The sequence below is a fragment of the Thermobispora bispora DSM 43833 genome, assembly GCF_000092645.1.
GTDB classification, from domain to species: domain Bacteria; phylum Actinomycetota; class Actinomycetes; order Streptosporangiales; family Streptosporangiaceae; genus Thermobispora; species Thermobispora bispora.
The window spans coordinates 3,275,375-3,292,877 of sequence record NC_014165.1; the positions used below are offsets into that span (position 1 = coordinate 3,275,375).

Here is a 17,503-nt window from a genome sequence, read left to right on the forward strand (position 1 = left end):
GTACGGGAAGGCCGGTCGGCGGCGCGCCCGCGGGGGCGCGCCGGATCGTCACAGCAGGTCGGCCGGGGCGGTGAGCCGCCCGGTGACCGCGGTCGCCGCGGCCACGGCCGGGGAGACGAGGTGGGTGCGGCCGCCCTTGCCCTGCCGCCCCTCGAAGTTGCGGTTGGAGGTCGAGGCGCAGCGCTCGCCCGGCTTGAGGGTGTCCGGGTTCATGCCGAGGCACATGGAGCAGCCGGCGGTCCGCCACTCGGCGCCGGCCGCCTTGAAGATCTCGTCGAGGCCCTCGGCCTCGGCGGCGCGGCGCACCTCCATCGACCCGGGGACGATGAGCGTGCGGGTGACGACCTTGCGGCCGCGGAGGATCTCGGCGGCGGCGCGCAGGTCCTCGATCCGGCCGTTGGTGCAGGACCCCACGAAGACGGTGTCGATCTTGATCTCCCGCAGCGGCGTGCCGGGGGTGAGCCCCATGTACTGCAGGGCCCGCTCGGCCGCCGCCCGCTCGATCGGGTCGTCGAAGTCGTCGGGCGAGGGCACGACCGAGTCGAGCGGCGCACCCTGACCCGGGTTGGTGCCCCAGGTGACGAACGGCGAGAGCGTGGTGGCGTCGATCTCGACGACCTTGTCGAAGACGGCGTCGTCGTCGGTGCGCAGGGTCTTCCAGTACTCGAGGGCCTGCTCCCACAGGGCCCCCTTCGGGGCGTGCGGGCGGCCCTCCAGGTACGCGAACGTGGTGTCGTCCGGCGCGATCATGCCGGCCCGGGCACCGGCCTCGATCGACATGTTGCAGACGGTCATCCGGCCCTCCATGGAGAGCTTCCGGATGGCCTCGCCGCGGTACTCGACGATGTGGCCCTGGCCGCCGCCCGTGCCGATCTTCGCGATGATGGCGAGGATGAGGTCCTTGGCGGTCACGCCGACGGGGAGGTCGCCCTTGACCTCGATCGCCATGGTCTTCGGCCGGTAGGCGGGGAGCGTCTGGGTGGCGAGCACGTGCTCGACCTCGGAGGTGCCGATGCCGAAGGCGAGGGCGCCGAAGGCCCCGTGGGTCGAGGTGTGGGAGTCACCGCAGACGATCGTCATGCCCGGCTGGGTGAGCCCGAACTGCGGGCCGATGATGTGCACCACGCCCTGGCCGGGGTCGCCCATCGGGTGGAGCCGGATGCCGAACTCGGCCGCGTTCTTGCGCAGGGTCTCGACCTGCGTGCGGGAGATCGGGTCGGTGATCGGCCCCAGGACGGTCGGGACGTTGTGGTCCTCGGTGGCGATCGTGAGGTCGGGGCGGCGTACCTTCCGGCCGCTGAGACGCAGACCGTCGAACGCCTGCGGGCTGGTCACCTCGTGGACGAGGTGCAGGTCGATGTAGAGCAGGTCGGGTTCGCCCTCCGCGCGGCGCACGACGTGCTGCTCCCAGATTTTCTCGGCCAGTGTGCGACCCATGGCTCCGACGACCTCCTCGCGTTCCGCCTCCGGATGTCTCTCATTGTGAGACGACGTTTCGTTATACGGACACACTATGCGGGATTCCCCATCAGCGCATTTGCGTCTCGGATTTCGAGACGGCAGTATCGGGGTATGGACAACTCTAGCGGGGTCGGAGTACTCGATAAGGCCGTTCTCGTACTCAACGCACTGGAGGCGGGCCCCGCGTCCCTCGCGCAGCTCGTTCAGGCGACCGGCCTGGCCCGGCCGACGGCACACCGCCTGGCGGTGGCACTCGAACACCACCGTATCGTCTCGCGCGACTCCCAGGGACGCTTCATCCTCGGGCCGCGGCTCGCCGAGCTGTCCAGCGCCGCCGGTGAGGACCGGCTGCTCGCCGTGGCCACCCCCGTCCTCACCCAGCTCCGCGACATGACCGGCGAGAGCGCCCAGCTCTACCGCCGGCAGGGGGACGAGCGGGTCTGCGTGGCCGCCGCAGAGCGGACCAGCGGCCTGCGCGACACCGTGCCCGTCGGCGCCGCCCTCCCCATGACGGCCGGATCGGCGGCACAGGTCCTGCTCGCCTGGGAGGAGCCGGAGCGGCTCCACCGCGGCCTGCGCGGCGCCAAGTTCACCGCCGCGACGCTCGCCAGCGTCCGCCGGCGAGGGTGGGCGCACAGCGTCGGGGAGCGCGAACCGGGCGTGGCGAGCGTCTCCGCGCCCATCCGCGGCGCCGGGGGCAAGGTGATCGCCGCCATCTCCGTCTCCGGCCCCATCGAGCGGCTCACCCGCACGCCGGGCCGGCTGTTCGCCAAGCCGGTCGTCGCCGCGGCCGAGAAGATCACCGAGGCGCTGCGCCGGTCCGACGGCGGTTATTGATCGGCGGCGAATCGATTAGGGCACCTCGAGGTGTACGGCCTAGTCTGGCGGGGTGAGCGAGCACATCGAGGCGGCCACCGCCGAACTGCGTCCGCTGCTTGAGGACTTCATCCTCTGGGCGCCCGAGCACGCGCCCGGTGGCGATCCCACCCTGGTCGGCCCGGCGGTGCTCTGGCACCGCCTCGTCGCGAGCGACGACGTGGGCCGGTGGACGCGGGACCAGCTGCGCGCCGTCCTGCTGGAGCAGGTGCCCCAGGTCGTGGAGCACCGGGCAGCGGCCGAGGGCATGCTGCCCGCGCTCGGCGCCTACCTGCGGTTCCTCGACGCGACCGGGCGGCTCTCCCCGGGGTCCGATCCGCTCGAGGCGCTGCTGGCCGAGCTCGATGCGCTCGAGGACGACTTCCTCGCCGCCGTCGACGCCGCCGCCCCGGGCCGCGGCGCGGGCGCGGACGAGGACGAAGACGGGTACGACGACGAGGACGCCGGCGAAGCCGGAGAGGCCGACGACGACGTCGGCGACGACGACCTCGGCGAGGCGGGCTCCGGTCTCGGCGACTTCGAGCCGTTCGCCGACGAGATCGCCGAGCTGCCCGCCATCCGGCTCCGCTCCGACGCCGAGCTCGCCGAGGCGGCCCGGCGCGCCCCGCTGATCGCCCAGGCGCGGGACCTGGCGCTCTGGGTGGGCACCGGGCGGAAGCTGGGCGAGAAGACCCTGCTCAGCGACGACGAGCTCGCCGATGCGATGCGGACGCTCGGGCTGGCCGACCCCAAGCGGCTGTGGAACCTGTGGAACCTCGCCGTCGATCTGGAGTTCCTCGTCCCGGAGGGCGAGGACGCGGTCAGCGCCGGCTCCGACGTGGCCGACTGGCCCTTCGACGATGACGACGACACCCTCGACGTGTGGATGGCGGGCCTCCGGTCCATCGACTACGGCGACCCCGAGCTCGACGACGAGGACCTCACCGTGGCGCTCTCCGGGCTCACCCGCGCGCTGCTGATCCGGCTGCTCCTGGCCGGCGGCTCCCGCGCGCTGCCTGGGCTGCGGGACGAGCTCGGCGCGGCCGCCGCGGAGTGCGACGACCTCGGCCTCGACGCCTGGGCGGCCGCCGGCGACCCGCTCGCCCCGGTGCTCTCCTGGCTGACCGGGTACGGCATGGTCACCGTCGAGGGGGACCCCGAGGAGGGCACGGTCACCCTCACCCCGCTCGGCACGGAAGGCCTCGTCCACCTGCTGGAAGACGAGGACATCGAGGTGGACGCCCGGCCGGCGGTCGACGTGATGAGCGCGCTCGACCTGCTGGTGTGCAGCGCGGACCTGCCCGAGGAGGAGGCCGATCGCGAGTTCGCCGCGTGGCTCGCCCTGCGCAGCCCGGCCGAGGCCGCGGCTGAGCTGCTCTCGGCCGCCGCGGTGGACGAGTCCGACGCGCTCGTGCGGGTCCAGGCGGCCAGCCTGGTGGGCACGCTCGGCGAGGCCGCCGTCCCCGCCTGGCGGGAGGCCCTCGCCCGGCCGTCGCTGCGGCCGTACGCGGTGACCCACCTCGCCCAGCTCGGGGCCGAGGGCGCGCCGCGGCCGACCCGGGCCGACACGCACTGGCTCATTCTCGACATGTGGACGATCGCCCACGAGCTGGGCCGCACCGAGTTCCTCAGCAGCCTGCACGACATCGGCCCGGTGCCGGCGCTGCTCGGGCTCCTCGACACGATCTGGAAGGTGCGGCATCCGCACCTGGAGCGGCTGCTCGAGGCGATCGCGGCGACGCACGAGGATCCGCGGGTGGTCAAGGCGGCGCGCCGGGCGCTAGTGAGAGCACGCGCCGGCGAGTGACCACCTCCGCGCCCGCGTGAGCCGTACGGCACGGCTCCGGCGCGCTCAGGAGGCCGGGAAGCGCCCCAGGACGCCTGCCCATGGTCTTTTGCGCGTCGGGCCGCCACCGCCCGGCCAGGACGCGCGGCACGCGCGTGCCCGGACGGATCGAGGCCGCCCCAGCGGTTCGATCGACCTCCCGGGGCACGTGCGTGCGCGGAGGGGCGTGCATGCCGGGTGCGCGGGGCGGTGCGCGCGGCTCCTCTCCCCCACCGAGAAGCGGCGGGCCTCTCCCCTCCTCGAGAAGACGGTGATCACCATCGGCCGGCCCGCCCACGCCACGGGCACGGCACGCTCTCCGTGGGCGGCGGGGACGTGCGTGCCGCGGGTGTGCCGCCGGGGTCGTTCCCCGGCACGGCTGGGCCGCTCGCGAGGATCGCGGACGCCCTGGGTGACGCGGTAAGCCGTCCCTGAGGCGCCGGGGCCGCTCCCTGGCGGCGGGGCGCCGGTCGGACGCCGGGCGGGCGTTCGGGACGATGCTTCCGGGATGGTGGAGATCGGTGGAGAAACACAAACGCCGCCTCGAACGGGCGGCGTTCTGACCGTGGACGACGGGATCTCGCGTCCGCAGTGCTGGTAGTCCCGAGCGGATTCGAACCGCCGTTACCGCCTTGAGAGGGCGGCGTCCTAGGCCTCTAGACGACGGGACCTCGTGTTCGCAGTGCTGGTAGTCCCGAGCGGATTCGAACCGCCGTTACCGCCTTGAGAGGGCGGCGTCCTAGGCCTCTAGACGACGGGACCTCAACACTGCGTGTTGTCAACAAAGGATCCCCTTACAGGGAACCAGCTGGGGTACCAGGACTCGAACCTAGACTAGCGGAGCCAGAATCCGCCGGGCTGCCAATTACCCCATACCCCATCGCTCGCGGCTGTTGTGTTCCGCTCGCTGCCTCGAAAGGATAGCCCAGATCGGCCGGACCACCAAAACGAAAGCCCGCCGATCCGGCCATCGGATCGCGAATCGCCGCCTCCGCGGACGCCCGGACGGACGAAACCGCAGGTCAAAGGGTGTCTCCTCCTCCCACCGGGTCCCTCGCGCCCAGACCGCGCAGAACGCCTGAGCCGGGATCCGCGTCTTCCTTCCCACCACCCCGGTCCTCGGCGCCCGTGCCCGCCCGTTGCGGCCTCCCGGGCGCCTCGGCGCCCCGAGACCCCGCGGGCCGGGCGCGACCCGGCGGCCCGGCCCGCGCCGTACCGCGCGCCCCTCGCGCGGGCCGTATCACGCGCCCATTGCGCGGGCCGTACCGTGGGGCCCGCGCCGCGGAGCGGGCCGGGAGAGGCCGGCGCCGCGCGAGCCGTACCGCCGGCGGAGACATCCGGCCTCCGGGTCGATGCCCGGCCCGGCGCTCCCGCGGGGCATCCCGGAAGCGCACGCACGCCGGTCGCCGGCCGGCGGTCGCCTGAGGCGCGAGAGCCGTACCGGGAGGCTCAGGCGGAGAGCTTGGCGAGCGCGGCGCGCACCCGGGCGAGGGAGCGCTCCCGGCCGAGCACCTCGATCGACTCGAACAGCGGCAGGCCGACGGTCCGGCCGGTGACCGCCACCCGCACCGGCGCCTGCGCCTTGGCGAGCTTGAGCCCGTGGGCCGCGCCCACCTCCTCCAGCGCCGTCTTGAGCGCCTCCGGCGTCCACTCCACCGACTCCAGCCGCTCGGCGTACTCGGCGAGGATCTCGGCCGCGCCGGGCTTCATCGCCTTGTCCCAGGAGGCCTGGTCGAAGACCGGCTCGTCGAGGAAGAGGAAGTCGACGTAGTCCCGGATCTCGGAGAGCACGGAGATCCGGGTCTGCGCCAGCGGGGCGACCCGGGCGAACACCTTCCGGTCCCAGGAGGGGTCCAGGTACGGCTCGCAACGGGCGGCGAAGTCCTCCGGCGAGAGGGCCCGGATGTACTCCCCGTTGAACGCGCGGAGCTTCTTCTCGTCGAAGAACGCCGGCGACGGGTTGACGTCCTCCAGCCGGAAGCACTGCACCATCTCCGGCCACGGCATGATCTCCCGATCGCCGCCCGGCCCCCAGCCGAGGAGCATGAGGTAGTTGACCATCGCCTCGGGCAGGTAGCCCTCCTCGCGGTAGGACTCGAGCGCGACCTTGTCCCGCCGCTTGGAGAGCTTCTGCCGCTTCTCGTTGACGATCACGGGGACGTGCGCCCACACCGGGGGCCGCGCGCCGAGCGCCTCCCACAGGAGCTGCTGCTTGGGCGTGTTCGACAGGTGCTCCTCGGCCCGGATCACGTGGGTGATCCGCATCTCCATGTCGTCGACGACGTTGGCGAGGATGAACAGCGGCGAGCCGTCCCCGCGCACGATGACGAAGTCCTCCATCGCCGCGTTGGGGAACTCCACCCGGCCCCGGACCACGTCGTCCACGACGGTGACCCCGTCGTCCGGGGTGCGGAACCGGATCGCGCCCTCGGTCAGGCCCCGGTCCCGGCAGTACCCGTCGTACCCCTGGTACTCGGAGCCGGTCCTGGCCTTCACGTCGTCCCTGGTGCAGGTGCAGTAGTAGGCCTTGCCCTCGCTGAGCAGGCGCTGGGCCGCCTCGCGGTGGAGCTTCTCGTACGAGGACTGGAAGTACGGCCCCTCGAAGTGCGGCGACTCCTTGCTGATGCCCAGCCAGGCGAGGGCCGAGATGATGCCCTCGGTCCACTCCGGCCGGTTGCGCGACTGGTCGGTGTCCTCGATGCGGAGGACGAAGGTGCCGCCGTGCCGCAGGGCGAAGGCCCAGTTGTACAAGGCTGAGCGGGCACCACCGACGTGGAACATGCCGGTGGGCGAGGGGGCGAAACGCACCCTAATCACGTGTGATCACCCGGTTAGTGAGAGTTCCGATTCCTTCGATGCTGACGCTCACCTCGTCGCCCACGGCCATCGGGCCGACCCCGGCGGGCGTCCCGGTCAGGATGACGTCGCCGGGCAGCAAGGTCATCACCGAGCTCACGAACTCGATGAGCGCGGGAACGTCGTGGATGAGCTGCGCGGTGCGCGCGCTCTGCTTGACCTCGCCGTTGAGCGTCGTGGTGATCGCGATGTCGGACGGGTCGAGCTGGGTCTCGATCCACGGGCCGAGCGGGCAGAACGTGTCGAACCCCTTGGCCCGGCCCCATTGATCGTCCTTCGCCTGCAGGTCGCGGGCGGTCACGTCGTTGGCGCAGGTGTATCCGAAGACCACCTCGGCGGCGCGGTGCCGTGGCACCTCACGGCAGAGCCGCCCGATCACGACGGCGAGCTCGCCCTCGTAGTCGACCCGTTCCGAGAGCTTCTGCGGGTAGACGATGCCGTCCCCGGGGCCGATCACCGCGGTGCTCGGCTTGAGGAAGAGGATCGGCTCCTCCGGCGGCTCGCTCCCCATCTCCCGTGCGTGCTCGGCGTAGTTCTTCCCCACTGCGACGATCTTGGTGGGGAGGATCGGGGCGAGCAGCCGGACGTCCGCGAGCGGGTAGCGCTTGCCGGTGAACTCGACCCCGCGGAAGGGGTGACCGGCGATCTCGGCGATGACCTCGCGCTCGTCCTCCTGCTCCACGGCCCCGAACGCGACGGCGTCACCCTTGGAAAACCTCGCGATACGCACGTCATGAGCCTAGTGCCGCCGCCGGGGAGCGACGGCCGGGACGCACGCGCGTATCCACAGGTCCGGCCACCATCCCGGGGACCTGGCGGGCGTGACCATAAGCTGGCCGTGGGAAGGGACGCCTGGAGAGGCGAGTCGAAGGAGCCGCACGTGTCGGTTGTGAAGATCAACGTGCTCACCGTGCCGAAGGAGCGGCGCGAGGAACTGGAGAAGCGCTTCGCCAACCGGGCCGGGATGGTCGAGTCGTCCGACGGGTTCGAGTGGTTCGAGCTGCTCCGGCCGGTGGAGGGCACCGATCGGTACCTCGTCTACACCCGCTGGCGCAGCGAGGAGGACTACCAGCGGTGGACGCAGAGCGAGGCGTTCCAGGCGGGCCACGCCCAGACGGCCGAGCAGGGCGCGGGCCACGGCCACGGGCACGGGCCGGCCGCCGTCGCCGCCGAGCTCTGGTCGTTCGAGGTCGTCGAGTCCGCCGGGCCGAAGCAGCAGTCCTGACCGGGTGGTGGGCCGGGCGGCGGCCCGGACCGGGCGGCCCCGCGCGCAGTCCTGCGTGTGCAGGATCCGGCCGCCGCCGGCCTGCGTCACCGGGGAATCCCGGCACGCCTCAGCAGGTCCTGCCGTGCATCCGAGCCGGCCCTGCCGGCACGCTCCACCGGCCTCGCCGCCAGAGGCGACACGCGAGACCTACCGCATGCGTGACTGACCCCGGCGCCCCTGAGGCGGCCCGCCGCGCCATCCGAGCCGGCCCTGCCGGCAGGCCGGAACTCGGCCTGGGCACGTGAGTGACCAGAGTGATTTGACCGAACCATTGTGATTCGGCAGCATGGTCCGGCCCCTGAGCGCTTCGGAAGGGAGCCGGGCGTGCGCAGATCGGTTCGCTCTCTCGGCCTCCTCGCCGCCCTCCTGCCGGTGCTCTGGACCGGTGCACCGGCGCAGGCGCAGACCACCGCGGTCAAGCAGACCGCCGAATGCCAGGGCGACTGGCTCCCCGCCACGCCCACGTCGGCGGAGATCATGAGCGGGAAGCTCTCCCTGCTCGGCCTCCCCGCCGTCCCGGTGGGCAAGGACGTCAACTGGCGGATGGACCCGTACCGGAACCGGTCCTGGCAGATGGTGTTCCACTCGCTGCGCTGGATGGCGCGGCTGGTCGCCGACTACGAGACCACCGGCGAGACCGCCTACCTCAAGCGGGCCATCGAGATCGCCAAGGACTGGGTGGCCGACAACCCCTACGGCGGGCGGAACACGTCGAAGTACGCCTGGGACGAGCACCCGATCGCGCTCCGCGCCCCGGCCTTGGTCTGCCTCAGCCGGCACCACTCCGCCTCGTGGCTGACCAAGACGCTCGCCCGGCACGCCAAGCTGCTCGCCGATCCGCGCAACTACGAGGCAGGGCACAACCACGGCCTCGACCAGGACATCGGCCTGCTCCGGATCGGCTGCCGCTACCGCAACACCTCATGGCAGCGGCTCGCCGTCCGCCGCATGGTGCGCTCGATGAAGCTCGACATCGACTCCCAGGGCGCCCTGCTTGGTGCCGATCGGGGACGGCGCGGCCGACGTGCAGGCACCCCGGCTCCCCCGCCCGGCCTCGAAGGTCCAGGTGTACCGGGCCGGTTACGTCTTCGGCCGCACCGAGTGGGACGACCGGGACTCCGCCTTCTACTCGATCTGGTTCGCCCGGGGCGCAAGTTCCACGGGCACGACGACCACCTGAGCGTCACCTACTACGCCCAGGGCCGGTCCATCCTCACCGAGGCGGGCTTCCACTCCTACGAGAACAGCGCGTACCGGAAGTGGACGATCAGCCCGGAGGCCCACAACGTGCCGATCGTCGTGGGCAAGCGGTTCCGCCCTAAGGCGCGGACCTCCCTCGTGGGGAAGTCGATCCGCGCCGACCGGCAGTCGTTCACCCTCACCGACAAGGCGTACGGGGTCCGCCGGACCCGGTCGGTGCTGGTCAACCACGGTGACGACCTGCTCGCCGTGCTCGACACGGCGGGCGGCGACCTGCGCAACCTGTGGCACTTCGACCCCGGGCTGAAGGTCGCCTCCTCCTCGGGCGGGAAGGTGGTGGTCACCGACGGCGACTGGCGCGCCACCCTGGTGCAGCTCGCCATGCCGTCCTGCAAGCCGATCACCGGGCAGCGGGTGGTGATCGGCCAGAGCCGGCCCATCCAGGGCTGGGTCTCCCCCTCCTACCTGAAGAAGGTCCCCGCGCCGGTGGTGATCTCGCCGGCCGCCCGGTCCCTGCTCACGATCCTCGTGCCGGGAACCGGCGACCCGGAGGTCACCTGCGCCAAGGGCAAGGTGACGGTGCAGACGCCCGGCGGCGCGGTCACCCTGCGGGTCGGCTCCTCCGGCACCCTGGCCTAGGCGGTACGGCCCGCCAGGGTCAGGGTGCGGTGCGCCCGGCGCGGAGCAGGCCGTAGGTGACCGCCTGCTCGAGGGCCTGCCAGGACGCCTCGATGATGTTCTCGTCGACGCCGACCGTGGACCACTCGCCGTCGGTGTCGCTCGACGTGATCAGCACGCGGGTCACCGCGCCCGTGCCGTGGCTGCCCTCGAGGATCCGGACCTTGTAGTCGATCAGCTCGACCGCGGCGAGCTCGGGGTAGAGCCGCTCGAGCGCGACCCGGACCGCCTTGTCGAGCGCGTTCACCGGGCCGTTGCCCTCGCCGGTCGCGATGATCCGCTCGCCCTTGGCGTTCAGCTTCACGGTGGCCTCGCTCACCACCTCGCCGTCCGGGCGGCGCTCCACGATCACCCGCCACGACTCGACCGTGAAGTAGCGGGGCCGCAGCTCACCGACGGTGTCCCGGAGCAGCAGCTCGAACGACGCGTCCGCGGCCTCGAAGGTGTACCCCTGGGCCTCCAGCTCCTTCACACGTTCCACGAGCGCAGTGGACTGCTCGCGGGTGAGCTCGTAGCCGAGGGCGCGGCCCTTCAGCTCGACCGAGGCCCGGCCGGCCATGTCCGAGACGAGCATCCGCATGTCGTTGCCGACCAGGGCGGGGTCGATGTGCTGGTAGAGCATCGGGTCCACCTTGATCGCCGACGCGTGCAGGCCGGCCTTGTGCGCGAAGGCGGACACCCCGACGTACGGCTGGTGGGAGTTGGGGGTGACGTTGGTGATCTCACTGATCGCGTGGGCGATGTGGGTGAGCTCGCGGAGCGACTCCGGCGGCACGAGGTCGTAGCCGCGCTTGAGCTGCAGGTTGGCCACGACCGTGAAGAGGTTGGCGTTGCCGGAGCGCTCGCCGTACCCGTTGGCGCAGCCCTGCACGTGGGTGGCCCCGGCCTTGACCGCGGCGAGGGTGTTCGCCACCGCGCACCCGCTGTCGTCGTGGCAGTGGATGCCGATCCGGGCGCCGGTGGCGGTGACGGCCTCGTGCACCACATCGGCGAGCTCGTCGGGGAGCATGCCGCCGTTGGTGTCGCAGAGGGCGACCACGTCGGCGCCCGCCTCGGCCGCGGTGCGGATCACCTCCAGGGCGTACGCGGGATTGGACCGGTAGCCGTCGAAGAAGTGCTCGGCGTCGAGGAAGACCCGCCGGCCCTCGGCGCGCAGGTGGGAGACGGTGTCCCGGATCATCTCGAGGTTCTCCTCGAGCGTGGTGCGGAGGGCGAGCTCCACGTGCCGGTCGTGGCTCTTCGCGACCAGCGTCACCACCGGCGCCTCGGACTCGCGCAGCGCGGCCACCAGCGGGTCGTCCGCGGCCTTCATCCCCGGCCGGCGGGTCGAGCCGAACGCGGCGAGCTGCGCGTGCTTCAGGTCGAGCTCGGTGCGGGCACGCCGGAAGAACTCGGTGTCCTTGGGGTTGGCGCCCGGCCAGCCGCCCTCGATGAAGCCGACGCCGAGCCGGTCCAGGTAGCGGGCGATGGCGAGCTTGTCGGCGACGGTCAGATTGAGCCCTTCTTGCTGAGCGCCGTCGCGCAGCGTCGTGTCATACACGTGGAACCTGTCGTCAGCCATCTTCCCGATCTCCTTAAGGTCTCGACACGCCGCCGCGCTCTGCCCAAACAAAAAGACCCCTCACGGACGTGAGAGGTCTGCGCGCCGGCGTTGTCCCTTCTTCAGCCGGCGCGCCTGCCAATAATCAGCAGACCGCAGGACATCGGTTTCTCAGTCTGCCACACGGGCTCCGCGCTTGGCACGTCGATCTGCGCGGCCGTACGGACGTGTCCCAGGTCAGCGGCCCGCTCACCCGCCGCGGCTAGGGTGAATGGCATGAAATCAGCCGCGTTCCTGTCCCCGGCCCTGGCCGAGTACCTGGTCGCGCACGCGACCCCGCCCGACGACCTGCTGCGCTCGCTCGCCGAGGAGACCCGGCGGCTGACCGGCGAGCAGGCGAGCCTGCAGATCTCCCCCGAGCAGGGGACGCTGCTCACCATGCTCGCCGGGCTCAGCGGGGCCAGGCTGGCCGTCGAGGTGGGCACCTTCACCGGGTACTCGTCGATCTGCATCGCCAGAGGGCTGCGCCTCATCGCCTGCGACGTGAGCGAGGAGTGGACCTCGGTCGCCCGCAGGTACTGGGAGCGGGCGGGCCTCACCGGCACGATCGAGCTCCGCCTGGGCCCGGCCGCCGAGACGCTGCGCGCCATGCCCGACGAGGAGGTCATCGACTTCGCCTTCATCGACGCGGACAAGGGCGGCTATCCGGTCTACTACGAGGAGCTGCTGCGGCGGCTGCGGCCCGGCGGCCTGATCGTGGCGGACAACACGCTGCAGGGCGGCCGGATCACCGATCCGGCCGCCGGGGGCACGGTCCCCGCCATGCGGGAGTTCAACGACCTCGTCATCCGGGATCCCCGCGTGACCAGCGTCCTGCTCCCCTTCGGCGACGGCCTCACCCTCATCCGGAAGAACGGCGGGTCGTAGCGGCTCCCCGGTTCAGCAGATCTTGTGGATCCAGTTGTGGGTGTCGGGGCGGGTGCCGAACTGGATGCCCACGAGCTCCTCGCGGATCCGCATGGTGACCGGGCCGGGGGTGCCGTCGCCGATGGTCCACTCGCGGTCGACGCCCTTCACCTTGCCGACGGGGGTGACCACGGCCGCGGTGCCGCAGGCGAAGACCTCGGTGAGCTCACCGGACTCGGCGGCGGACTGCCACTCGTCGATCGAGATCTTGGACTCCTCGGCCCGGTAGCCGAGCTCCCCGGCGAGGGCGAGGATCGAGTCCCGGGTGATGCCCGGCAGGAGCGTCCCGGTGAGCGGGGGCGTGATGAGGCGGTCGCCGAACACGAAGAAGAGGTTCATGCCGCCCATCTCCTCGACCCACCGGTGCTCGAAGGCGTCGAGCCAGACCACCTGGTCGCAGCCGTTCTCCACCGCCTGCTGCTGGGCGATGAACGCGGCCGCGTAGTTGCCGCCGCACTTGGCGAAGCCGGTGCCACCGGGCGCGGCCCGGGTGTACTCGGTGGAGAGCCAGACCGAGACCGGCTTGACGCCGCCGGAGAAGTACGAGGCCGCCGGCGAGGCGATCACCATGTACTTGTAGCTGCGCGACGGGTGGTTCACCCCGAGGGCGACCTCCGTGGCGATCATGAAGGGCCGCAGGTAGAGGCTGTGCCCCTCGGTGGAGGGCACCCAGTCGCGGTCGGTCTGGACGAGGAGTTCGAGCGACCTGACGAAGACGTCCTCCGGCAGCTCGGGCATGGCCATGCGACGCGCCGATCGGTTGAAGCGCGCGGCGTTGGCGTAGGGCCGGAAGGTGACGATCGACCCGTTGACCTGCCGGTACGCCTTCAGCCCTTCGAACAGCTCCTGCGCGTAGTGGAAGACAGCGGTCGCCGGATCGAGGGTGAGCGGACCGTACGGCTGGAGCCGCGCGTCGTGCCAGCCGCGCCCCTCGGTCCACTCGATGCAGATCATGTGGTCGGTGAAGACCTGCCCGAAGCCGGGGCTCGCCAGTACCCGCTCACGCTCGGCCGCGGACCGGGGGTTCGGGTTGAGCTGCACATCGAAGCTGAGGTGAGTGGTCATGGCGAGGATCCCTCTCTCGACGGTGTCGAGTTGTTTGTCACGACGAAACTAGGGCATCGGGCGGAGAAGAATAAAGCGCACGGCGGCCTCACCGGGCCGCCGTGCGCTCTGCCCAACGGGTCGGCGAGCGGCCCGGGTCAGCCGGCTACTCGGGCGGCGATGTCGTCGCCGATCTGGCTGGTGCTCCGGGCGGCCCACGCCCCCTGTCGTTCGACGAGATCGTCGGCGACGGCCTGCTCGATCGCGGCCGCCGCCTCGCTGAGGCCGAGGTGGTCGAGGAGCATCGCGACGGACAGGATGGTCGCGGTGGGGTCGGCCTTGCCCTGGCCCGCGATGTCCGGCGCGCTGCCGTGCACCGGCTCGAACATCGACGGAGCGGTGCGGGAGGGGTTGATGTTGCCGCTCGCGGCGAGGCCGATGCCCCCGGCGATCGCGGCGCCGATGTCGGTGAGGATGTCACCGAAGAGGTTGTCGGTGACGATCACGTCGAACCGCTCCGGCTGGGTGACGAAGAACATCGAGGCCGCGTCGACGTGGCAGTAGTCGGTCTCGACCTCGGGGTACTCCGGCTTGAGCCGCTCGACCGTGCGGGCCCACAGGTCGCCCGCGTAGGTGAGCACGTTGGTCTTGTGGACGAGGGTGAGTTTCTTGCGCGGCCGCTGCCTGGCCTTCTCGAACGCGTACCGCACGACGCGTTCGACCCCGTAGGCGGTGTTCAGCGACTCCTGGGTGGCGATCTCGTGCGGCGTGCCCTTGCGCATGACGCCGCCGGCCCCCGCGTACGGCCCCTCCGTGCCCTCGCGGACGACGATCATGTCGATGTCCTCGGGGCGGGCCTGGCCGAGCGGGGTCGCCACGCCCGGGAACAGCTTGACCGGGCGCAGGTTCACGTAGTGATCGAGCTCGAAGCGGAGCTTGAGCAGCAGGTCGCGCTCGAGGATCCCCGGGGGGACGCTGGGGTCGCCCACGGCGCCGAGCAGGATCGCGTCGTAGCCGCGCAGCTCGTCGAGCACCTCATCCGGGAGGACTTCCCCGGTGGCGTGGTAGCGCTTCGCACCCAGATCGTATTCGGTCGTCTCGACCTTGACCCCGGTCGCGTGGAGCACCTTGAGGCCCTCAGCGACGACCTCGGTGCCGATCCCGTCGCCGGGGATCACGGCCAGACGGATGTTGCTCGACTCCATGCCGGTACCTTACCTGTCCGTCTCGGCTAACGAACGCGAACGTCTCACCAGCCGGGCGACCCGCATCGATCGGCCGGCACAGCGATGATAAGGGTCACCCCACGGGCATGGAGTCAGCGCTGCGGCGGTCCGCCGTTGTCGCGGCGGTCGAGCGCCATCTGCAGGGCGGCCGCGGCCTCGTTCTCCTCGTCCTCGGGACGGTTCCAGGGATACGTGTCGGACATGGCGGTCTCTCGCTTCGTGGTGCGGATGGGCTGAGCACGAACAGGGCTCGAGGCTCTGACGTGGATGTTTCGGAGGTTCCGGCGGTCGCTGGGACGCGGATCGCGCGTCTGGAGGGCCGCTCAGCCGATCTCCGGCCCGGCGCCCGTTTCACCGCGGCCGGAATCACAACGTGGCGCGGCAGGCGATATGGGTGGACACCCGAAACGCCATCGCAGAACAGCGTACCTCAGACTCTGCTAGGACGACCTACTATCTCATTCATTGAGACAGCCGTCCGTGAGACGTGCCATCGCGGCGGCGCCGTACCGGCCTGGCGGGCCGGTGCCCTCGCGCCCGCCGTACGGCCCGGCGCGGCGGTGAGGCTCCGGAGCGGGCGCGCGGGCGTCGGCGCGGAGAGCCGGAACCGGTACGCGAGATACGCCGCGGGATCCGGAACCCGGAACCGGCGCGGAAAAGCAGAGAGGGCCCTCCTGCCGAGGTCCGCGACCACGGACCCCGGCCCGGAAAGCCCTCGATCGTCCGCCGGGCGCCGCTCAGCGGCGCCCGCTCGGCGTTCCATCGGATCAGACCGGCCGGAGTGCTGGCCGGCCAGACCGGCCGAAGCGCCCACCGGTCAGGCCGGCTGGAGTGCCATCCGGTGAGGCCGGCCGAAGCGCCACCCCATCAGACCGGCCGGAGTACCACCAGGTCAGACCGGCCGGAGTGCCATCCGGCCAGGCCGGCTGGAGTGGCATCCGGTCGGACCGCCGAAGCACGACCCGGCGAGGCCGGCCGGGGTGCTACTCGGTGAGGTCGACCGAACGGCCGCTCTCGGCGCCGATCTCGCCCACGATCTCCTCGACCAGCTCGGACGGGATCGCCGAGTCGACGGTGAGCGCGATGAGCGCCTTGCCGCCCTTGACGTTCCGGGAGACCTGCATGGACGCGATGTTGATGCCGTGCTCGCCGAGGATGCGGCCGACCACGCCGACGATGCCCGGCCGGTCGATGTAGGTGAAGAACGCGAGGTGGTCGGTCGGCTCGATCTCCATGGCGAAGCCGTTCACCTCGACGATCTTCATGATCTGGCGCGGGCCGGAGAGGGTACCGGAGACCGAGACGGTCCGGCCGTCGGCGAGGATGCCGCGGATGGTGATGAGGTTCCGCCAGTCCGGGCTCTCCGCGCTGGTGACCAGCTCGACGCTCATCCCGCGGTCCTTGGCGAGCAGCGGGGCGTTGACGTAGGTCACCGCGTCCTCGACCACGTCGGTGAACACGCCCTTGAGCGCGGCGAGCTCGATGACCCGGACGTCCTTCTCGGCGATCTCGCCGCGGACCTCCACGTCGAGCCGGGAGGCCACCTCGCCGGCGAGCGCGGTGAAGATCCGGCCGAGCTTCTCGGTGAGCGGCAGGCCGGGCTTGATCTCCTCGGCGATGACCCCGCCCTGCACGTTCACCGCGTCGGGGACGAACTCGCCCGCGAGCGCGAGCTTGACGCTGCGCGCGACCTGGGTGCCCGCCTTCTCCTGGGCCTCGTGGGTGGAGGCGCCGAGGTGCGGGGTGACCACGACGTTGTCGAACTCGAACAGCGGGCTTTCGGTGCACGGCTCCTTGGCGAACACGTCGAGCGCGGCGCCGGCGACCCGGCCCTCCTTGAGCGCGGCGTAGAGGGCGTTCTCGTCGATGATCCCGCCCCGGGCGACGTTGATCAGGCGGACGGTCGGCTTGACCAGCTGCAGCTCCCGGTCGCCGATGAGCCCGATGGTCTCCTTGGTCTTCGGCAGGTGGACCGTGATGAAGTCGGACCGGCGCAGCAGCTCGTCGAGCTGGACCAGGCGCACGCCCATCTGCGCCGCCCGGGCCGGCTGCACGTACGGGTCGTAGGCGAGGAGCTCGACCCCGAACGGCTGGAGACGCTGCGCGACGAGCTGACCGATCTTGCCGAGGCCGAGGATGCCGACCACCTTCTGATCCAGCTCGACACCGGTGTACTTGGAGCGCTTCCACTCCCCGCCCTTGAGCGCGGCGTGGGCCTGCGGGATGTTCCGCGCGCTGGCGAGGATCATCGCGACCGTGTGCTCGGCCGCGCTGGTGATGTTGGAGGTCGGCGCGTTCACCACCATGACGCCGGCCTTGGTGGCGGCCTCGACGTCCACGTTGTCGAGGCCGACGCCGGCGCGCGCGATCACCCGGAGCTTGGGCGCGGCTGCGATCACCTCCGCGTCCACCTGGGTGGCGCTGCGGATGATCAATGCCTCCGCCTCGCCGATCGCGGACAGCAGCGCGGTCCGGTTCGAGCCGTCGGTGTGCCGAACCTCGAAGTCAGCGCCGAGAACGGCGAGACCTGCTTCGGATATCTCTTCTGCGACGAGTACGACCGGCTTGTTCACTGGCGAGTCCTT

Annotated in this window: 12 protein-coding genes and 3 tRNA genes; 5 read left to right on the forward strand and 10 right to left on the reverse strand. The window is 71.4% G+C overall.

The features are described from left to right. Positions 1 to 48 precede the first annotated feature (48 nt). Positions 49 to 1,437, reverse strand: coding sequence for a 3-isopropylmalate dehydratase large subunit (gene leuC / locus TBIS_RS13870; protein WP_013133034.1), 1,389 nt, complete (start codon positions 1,435 to 1,437; stop codon positions 49 to 51). Positions 1,438 to 1,572: 135 nt separating this feature from the next. On the opposite strand from leuC, the gene TBIS_RS13875 reads away from it, so the two are divergent. Both TBIS_RS13875 and TBIS_RS13880 read left to right on the forward strand, forming a co-directional pair. Next, positions 1,573 to 2,298, forward strand: coding sequence for an IclR family transcriptional regulator (locus TBIS_RS13875; RefSeq protein ID WP_013133035.1), 726 nt, complete (start codon positions 1,573 to 1,575; stop codon positions 2,296 to 2,298). A gap of 52 nt (positions 2,299 to 2,350) precedes the next feature. Then, on the forward strand, positions 2,351 to 4,123 hold the full coding sequence (locus TBIS_RS13880) for a hypothetical protein (protein WP_013133036.1): 1,773 nt from the start codon (positions 2,351 to 2,353) through the stop codon (positions 4,121 to 4,123). Positions 4,124 to 4,736: 613 nt separating this feature from the next. Here the strand turns inward: TBIS_RS13880 and TBIS_RS13885 are convergent. From TBIS_RS13885 to TBIS_RS13905, 5 genes are all read right to left on the reverse strand, one after another. Next, positions 4,737 to 4,812: transfer RNA gene (locus TBIS_RS13885), tRNA-Glu, on the reverse strand. Positions 4,813 to 4,827: 15 nt separating this feature from the next. Further along, a tRNA-Glu gene (locus TBIS_RS13890) sits at positions 4,828 to 4,903 on the reverse strand. A 46-nt stretch (positions 4,904 to 4,949) separates the two neighbouring features. Beyond that, positions 4,950 to 5,021, reverse strand: a tRNA-Gln gene (locus tag TBIS_RS13895). A 569-nt stretch (positions 5,022 to 5,590) separates the two neighbouring features. After that, the gene (gene gltX, locus TBIS_RS13900; protein WP_050760694.1) at positions 5,591 to 6,922 is read right to left on the reverse strand and encodes a glutamate--tRNA ligase; all 1,332 of its coding nucleotides are present in this window, start codon (positions 6,920 to 6,922) and stop codon (positions 5,591 to 5,593) included. 28 nt (positions 6,923 to 6,950) lie between these two features. Beyond that, on the reverse strand, positions 6,951 to 7,727 hold the full coding sequence (locus tag TBIS_RS13905; protein ID WP_013133038.1) for a fumarylacetoacetate hydrolase family protein: 777 nt from the start codon (positions 7,725 to 7,727) through the stop codon (positions 6,951 to 6,953). 150 nt (positions 7,728 to 7,877) lie between these two features. Between TBIS_RS13905 and TBIS_RS13910 the strand changes: the two genes are divergently transcribed. Beyond that, complete coding sequence (locus TBIS_RS13910; RefSeq protein WP_013133039.1) at positions 7,878 to 8,222, forward strand: antibiotic biosynthesis monooxygenase family protein; 345 nt, start codon at positions 7,878 to 7,880, stop codon at positions 8,220 to 8,222. Positions 8,223 to 8,588: 366 nt separating this feature from the next. After that, positions 8,589 to 10,103: a heparinase II/III domain-containing protein gene (locus TBIS_RS13915; protein ID WP_013133040.1), complete on the forward strand. Its 1,515-nt coding sequence runs from the start codon at positions 8,589 to 8,591 to the stop codon at positions 10,101 to 10,103. A 19-nt stretch (positions 10,104 to 10,122) separates the two neighbouring features. Here the strand turns inward: TBIS_RS13915 and cimA are convergent, their stop codons facing one another. Continuing rightward, positions 10,123 to 11,703: a citramalate synthase gene (gene cimA / locus TBIS_RS13920; protein ID WP_013133041.1), complete on the reverse strand. Its 1,581-nt coding sequence runs from the start codon at positions 11,701 to 11,703 to the stop codon at positions 10,123 to 10,125. Positions 11,704 to 11,958: 255 nt separating this feature from the next. Here cimA and TBIS_RS13925 point away from each other — a divergent pair, with 255 nt between their 5' ends. After that, on the forward strand, positions 11,959 to 12,609 hold the full coding sequence (locus tag TBIS_RS13925; RefSeq protein WP_013133042.1) for an O-methyltransferase: 651 nt from the start codon (positions 11,959 to 11,961) through the stop codon (positions 12,607 to 12,609). 12 nt (positions 12,610 to 12,621) lie between these two features. Here the strand turns inward: TBIS_RS13925 and TBIS_RS13930 are convergent, their stop codons facing one another. The 3 genes from TBIS_RS13930 to serA all read right to left on the reverse strand — a co-directional run bounded on the left by TBIS_RS13930 (position 12,622) and on the right by serA (position 17,491). Beyond that, positions 12,622 to 13,713 carry a branched-chain amino acid aminotransferase gene (locus tag TBIS_RS13930; RefSeq protein WP_013133043.1) on the reverse strand — a complete coding sequence of 364 codons (1,092 nt, stop codon included), beginning with the start codon at positions 13,711 to 13,713 and terminating at the stop codon, positions 12,622 to 12,624. A 137-nt stretch (positions 13,714 to 13,850) separates the two neighbouring features. Continuing rightward, on the reverse strand, positions 13,851 to 14,897 hold the full coding sequence (locus TBIS_RS13935) for a 3-isopropylmalate dehydrogenase (RefSeq protein WP_013133044.1): 1,047 nt from the start codon (positions 14,895 to 14,897) through the stop codon (positions 13,851 to 13,853). 1,004 nt (positions 14,898 to 15,901) lie between these two features. Continuing rightward, a complete protein-coding gene (gene serA, locus TBIS_RS13940; protein WP_013133046.1) occupies positions 15,902 to 17,491 on the reverse strand; it encodes a phosphoglycerate dehydrogenase in 1,590 nt (529 codons plus the stop codon). Between the last annotated feature and the right edge of the window lie 12 nt (positions 17,492 to 17,503).

Coding starts and splice junctions, on each gene's coding strand:
- gltX (WP_050760694.1), bottom strand. CDS start 6,922: ATGTTCCACGTCGGTGGTGCCCGCTCAGCCTTGTACAACTGGGCCTTC.
- leuC (WP_013133034.1), bottom strand. CDS start 1,437: ATGGGTCGCACACTGGCCGAGAAAATCTGGGAGCAGCACGTCGTGCGC.
- cimA (WP_013133041.1), bottom strand. CDS start 11,703: ATGGCTGACGACAGGTTCCACGTGTATGACACGACGCTGCGCGACGGC.
- TBIS_RS13935 (WP_013133044.1), bottom strand. CDS start 14,897: ATGGAGTCGAGCAACATCCGTCTGGCCGTGATCCCCGGCGACGGGATC.
- TBIS_RS13875 (WP_013133035.1), top strand. CDS start 1,573: ATGGACAACTCTAGCGGGGTCGGAGTACTCGATAAGGCCGTTCTCGTA.
- TBIS_RS13930 (WP_013133043.1), bottom strand. CDS start 13,713: ATGACCACTCACCTCAGCTTCGATGTGCAGCTCAACCCGAACCCCCGG.
- TBIS_RS13925 (WP_013133042.1), top strand. CDS start 11,959: ATGAAATCAGCCGCGTTCCTGTCCCCGGCCCTGGCCGAGTACCTGGTC.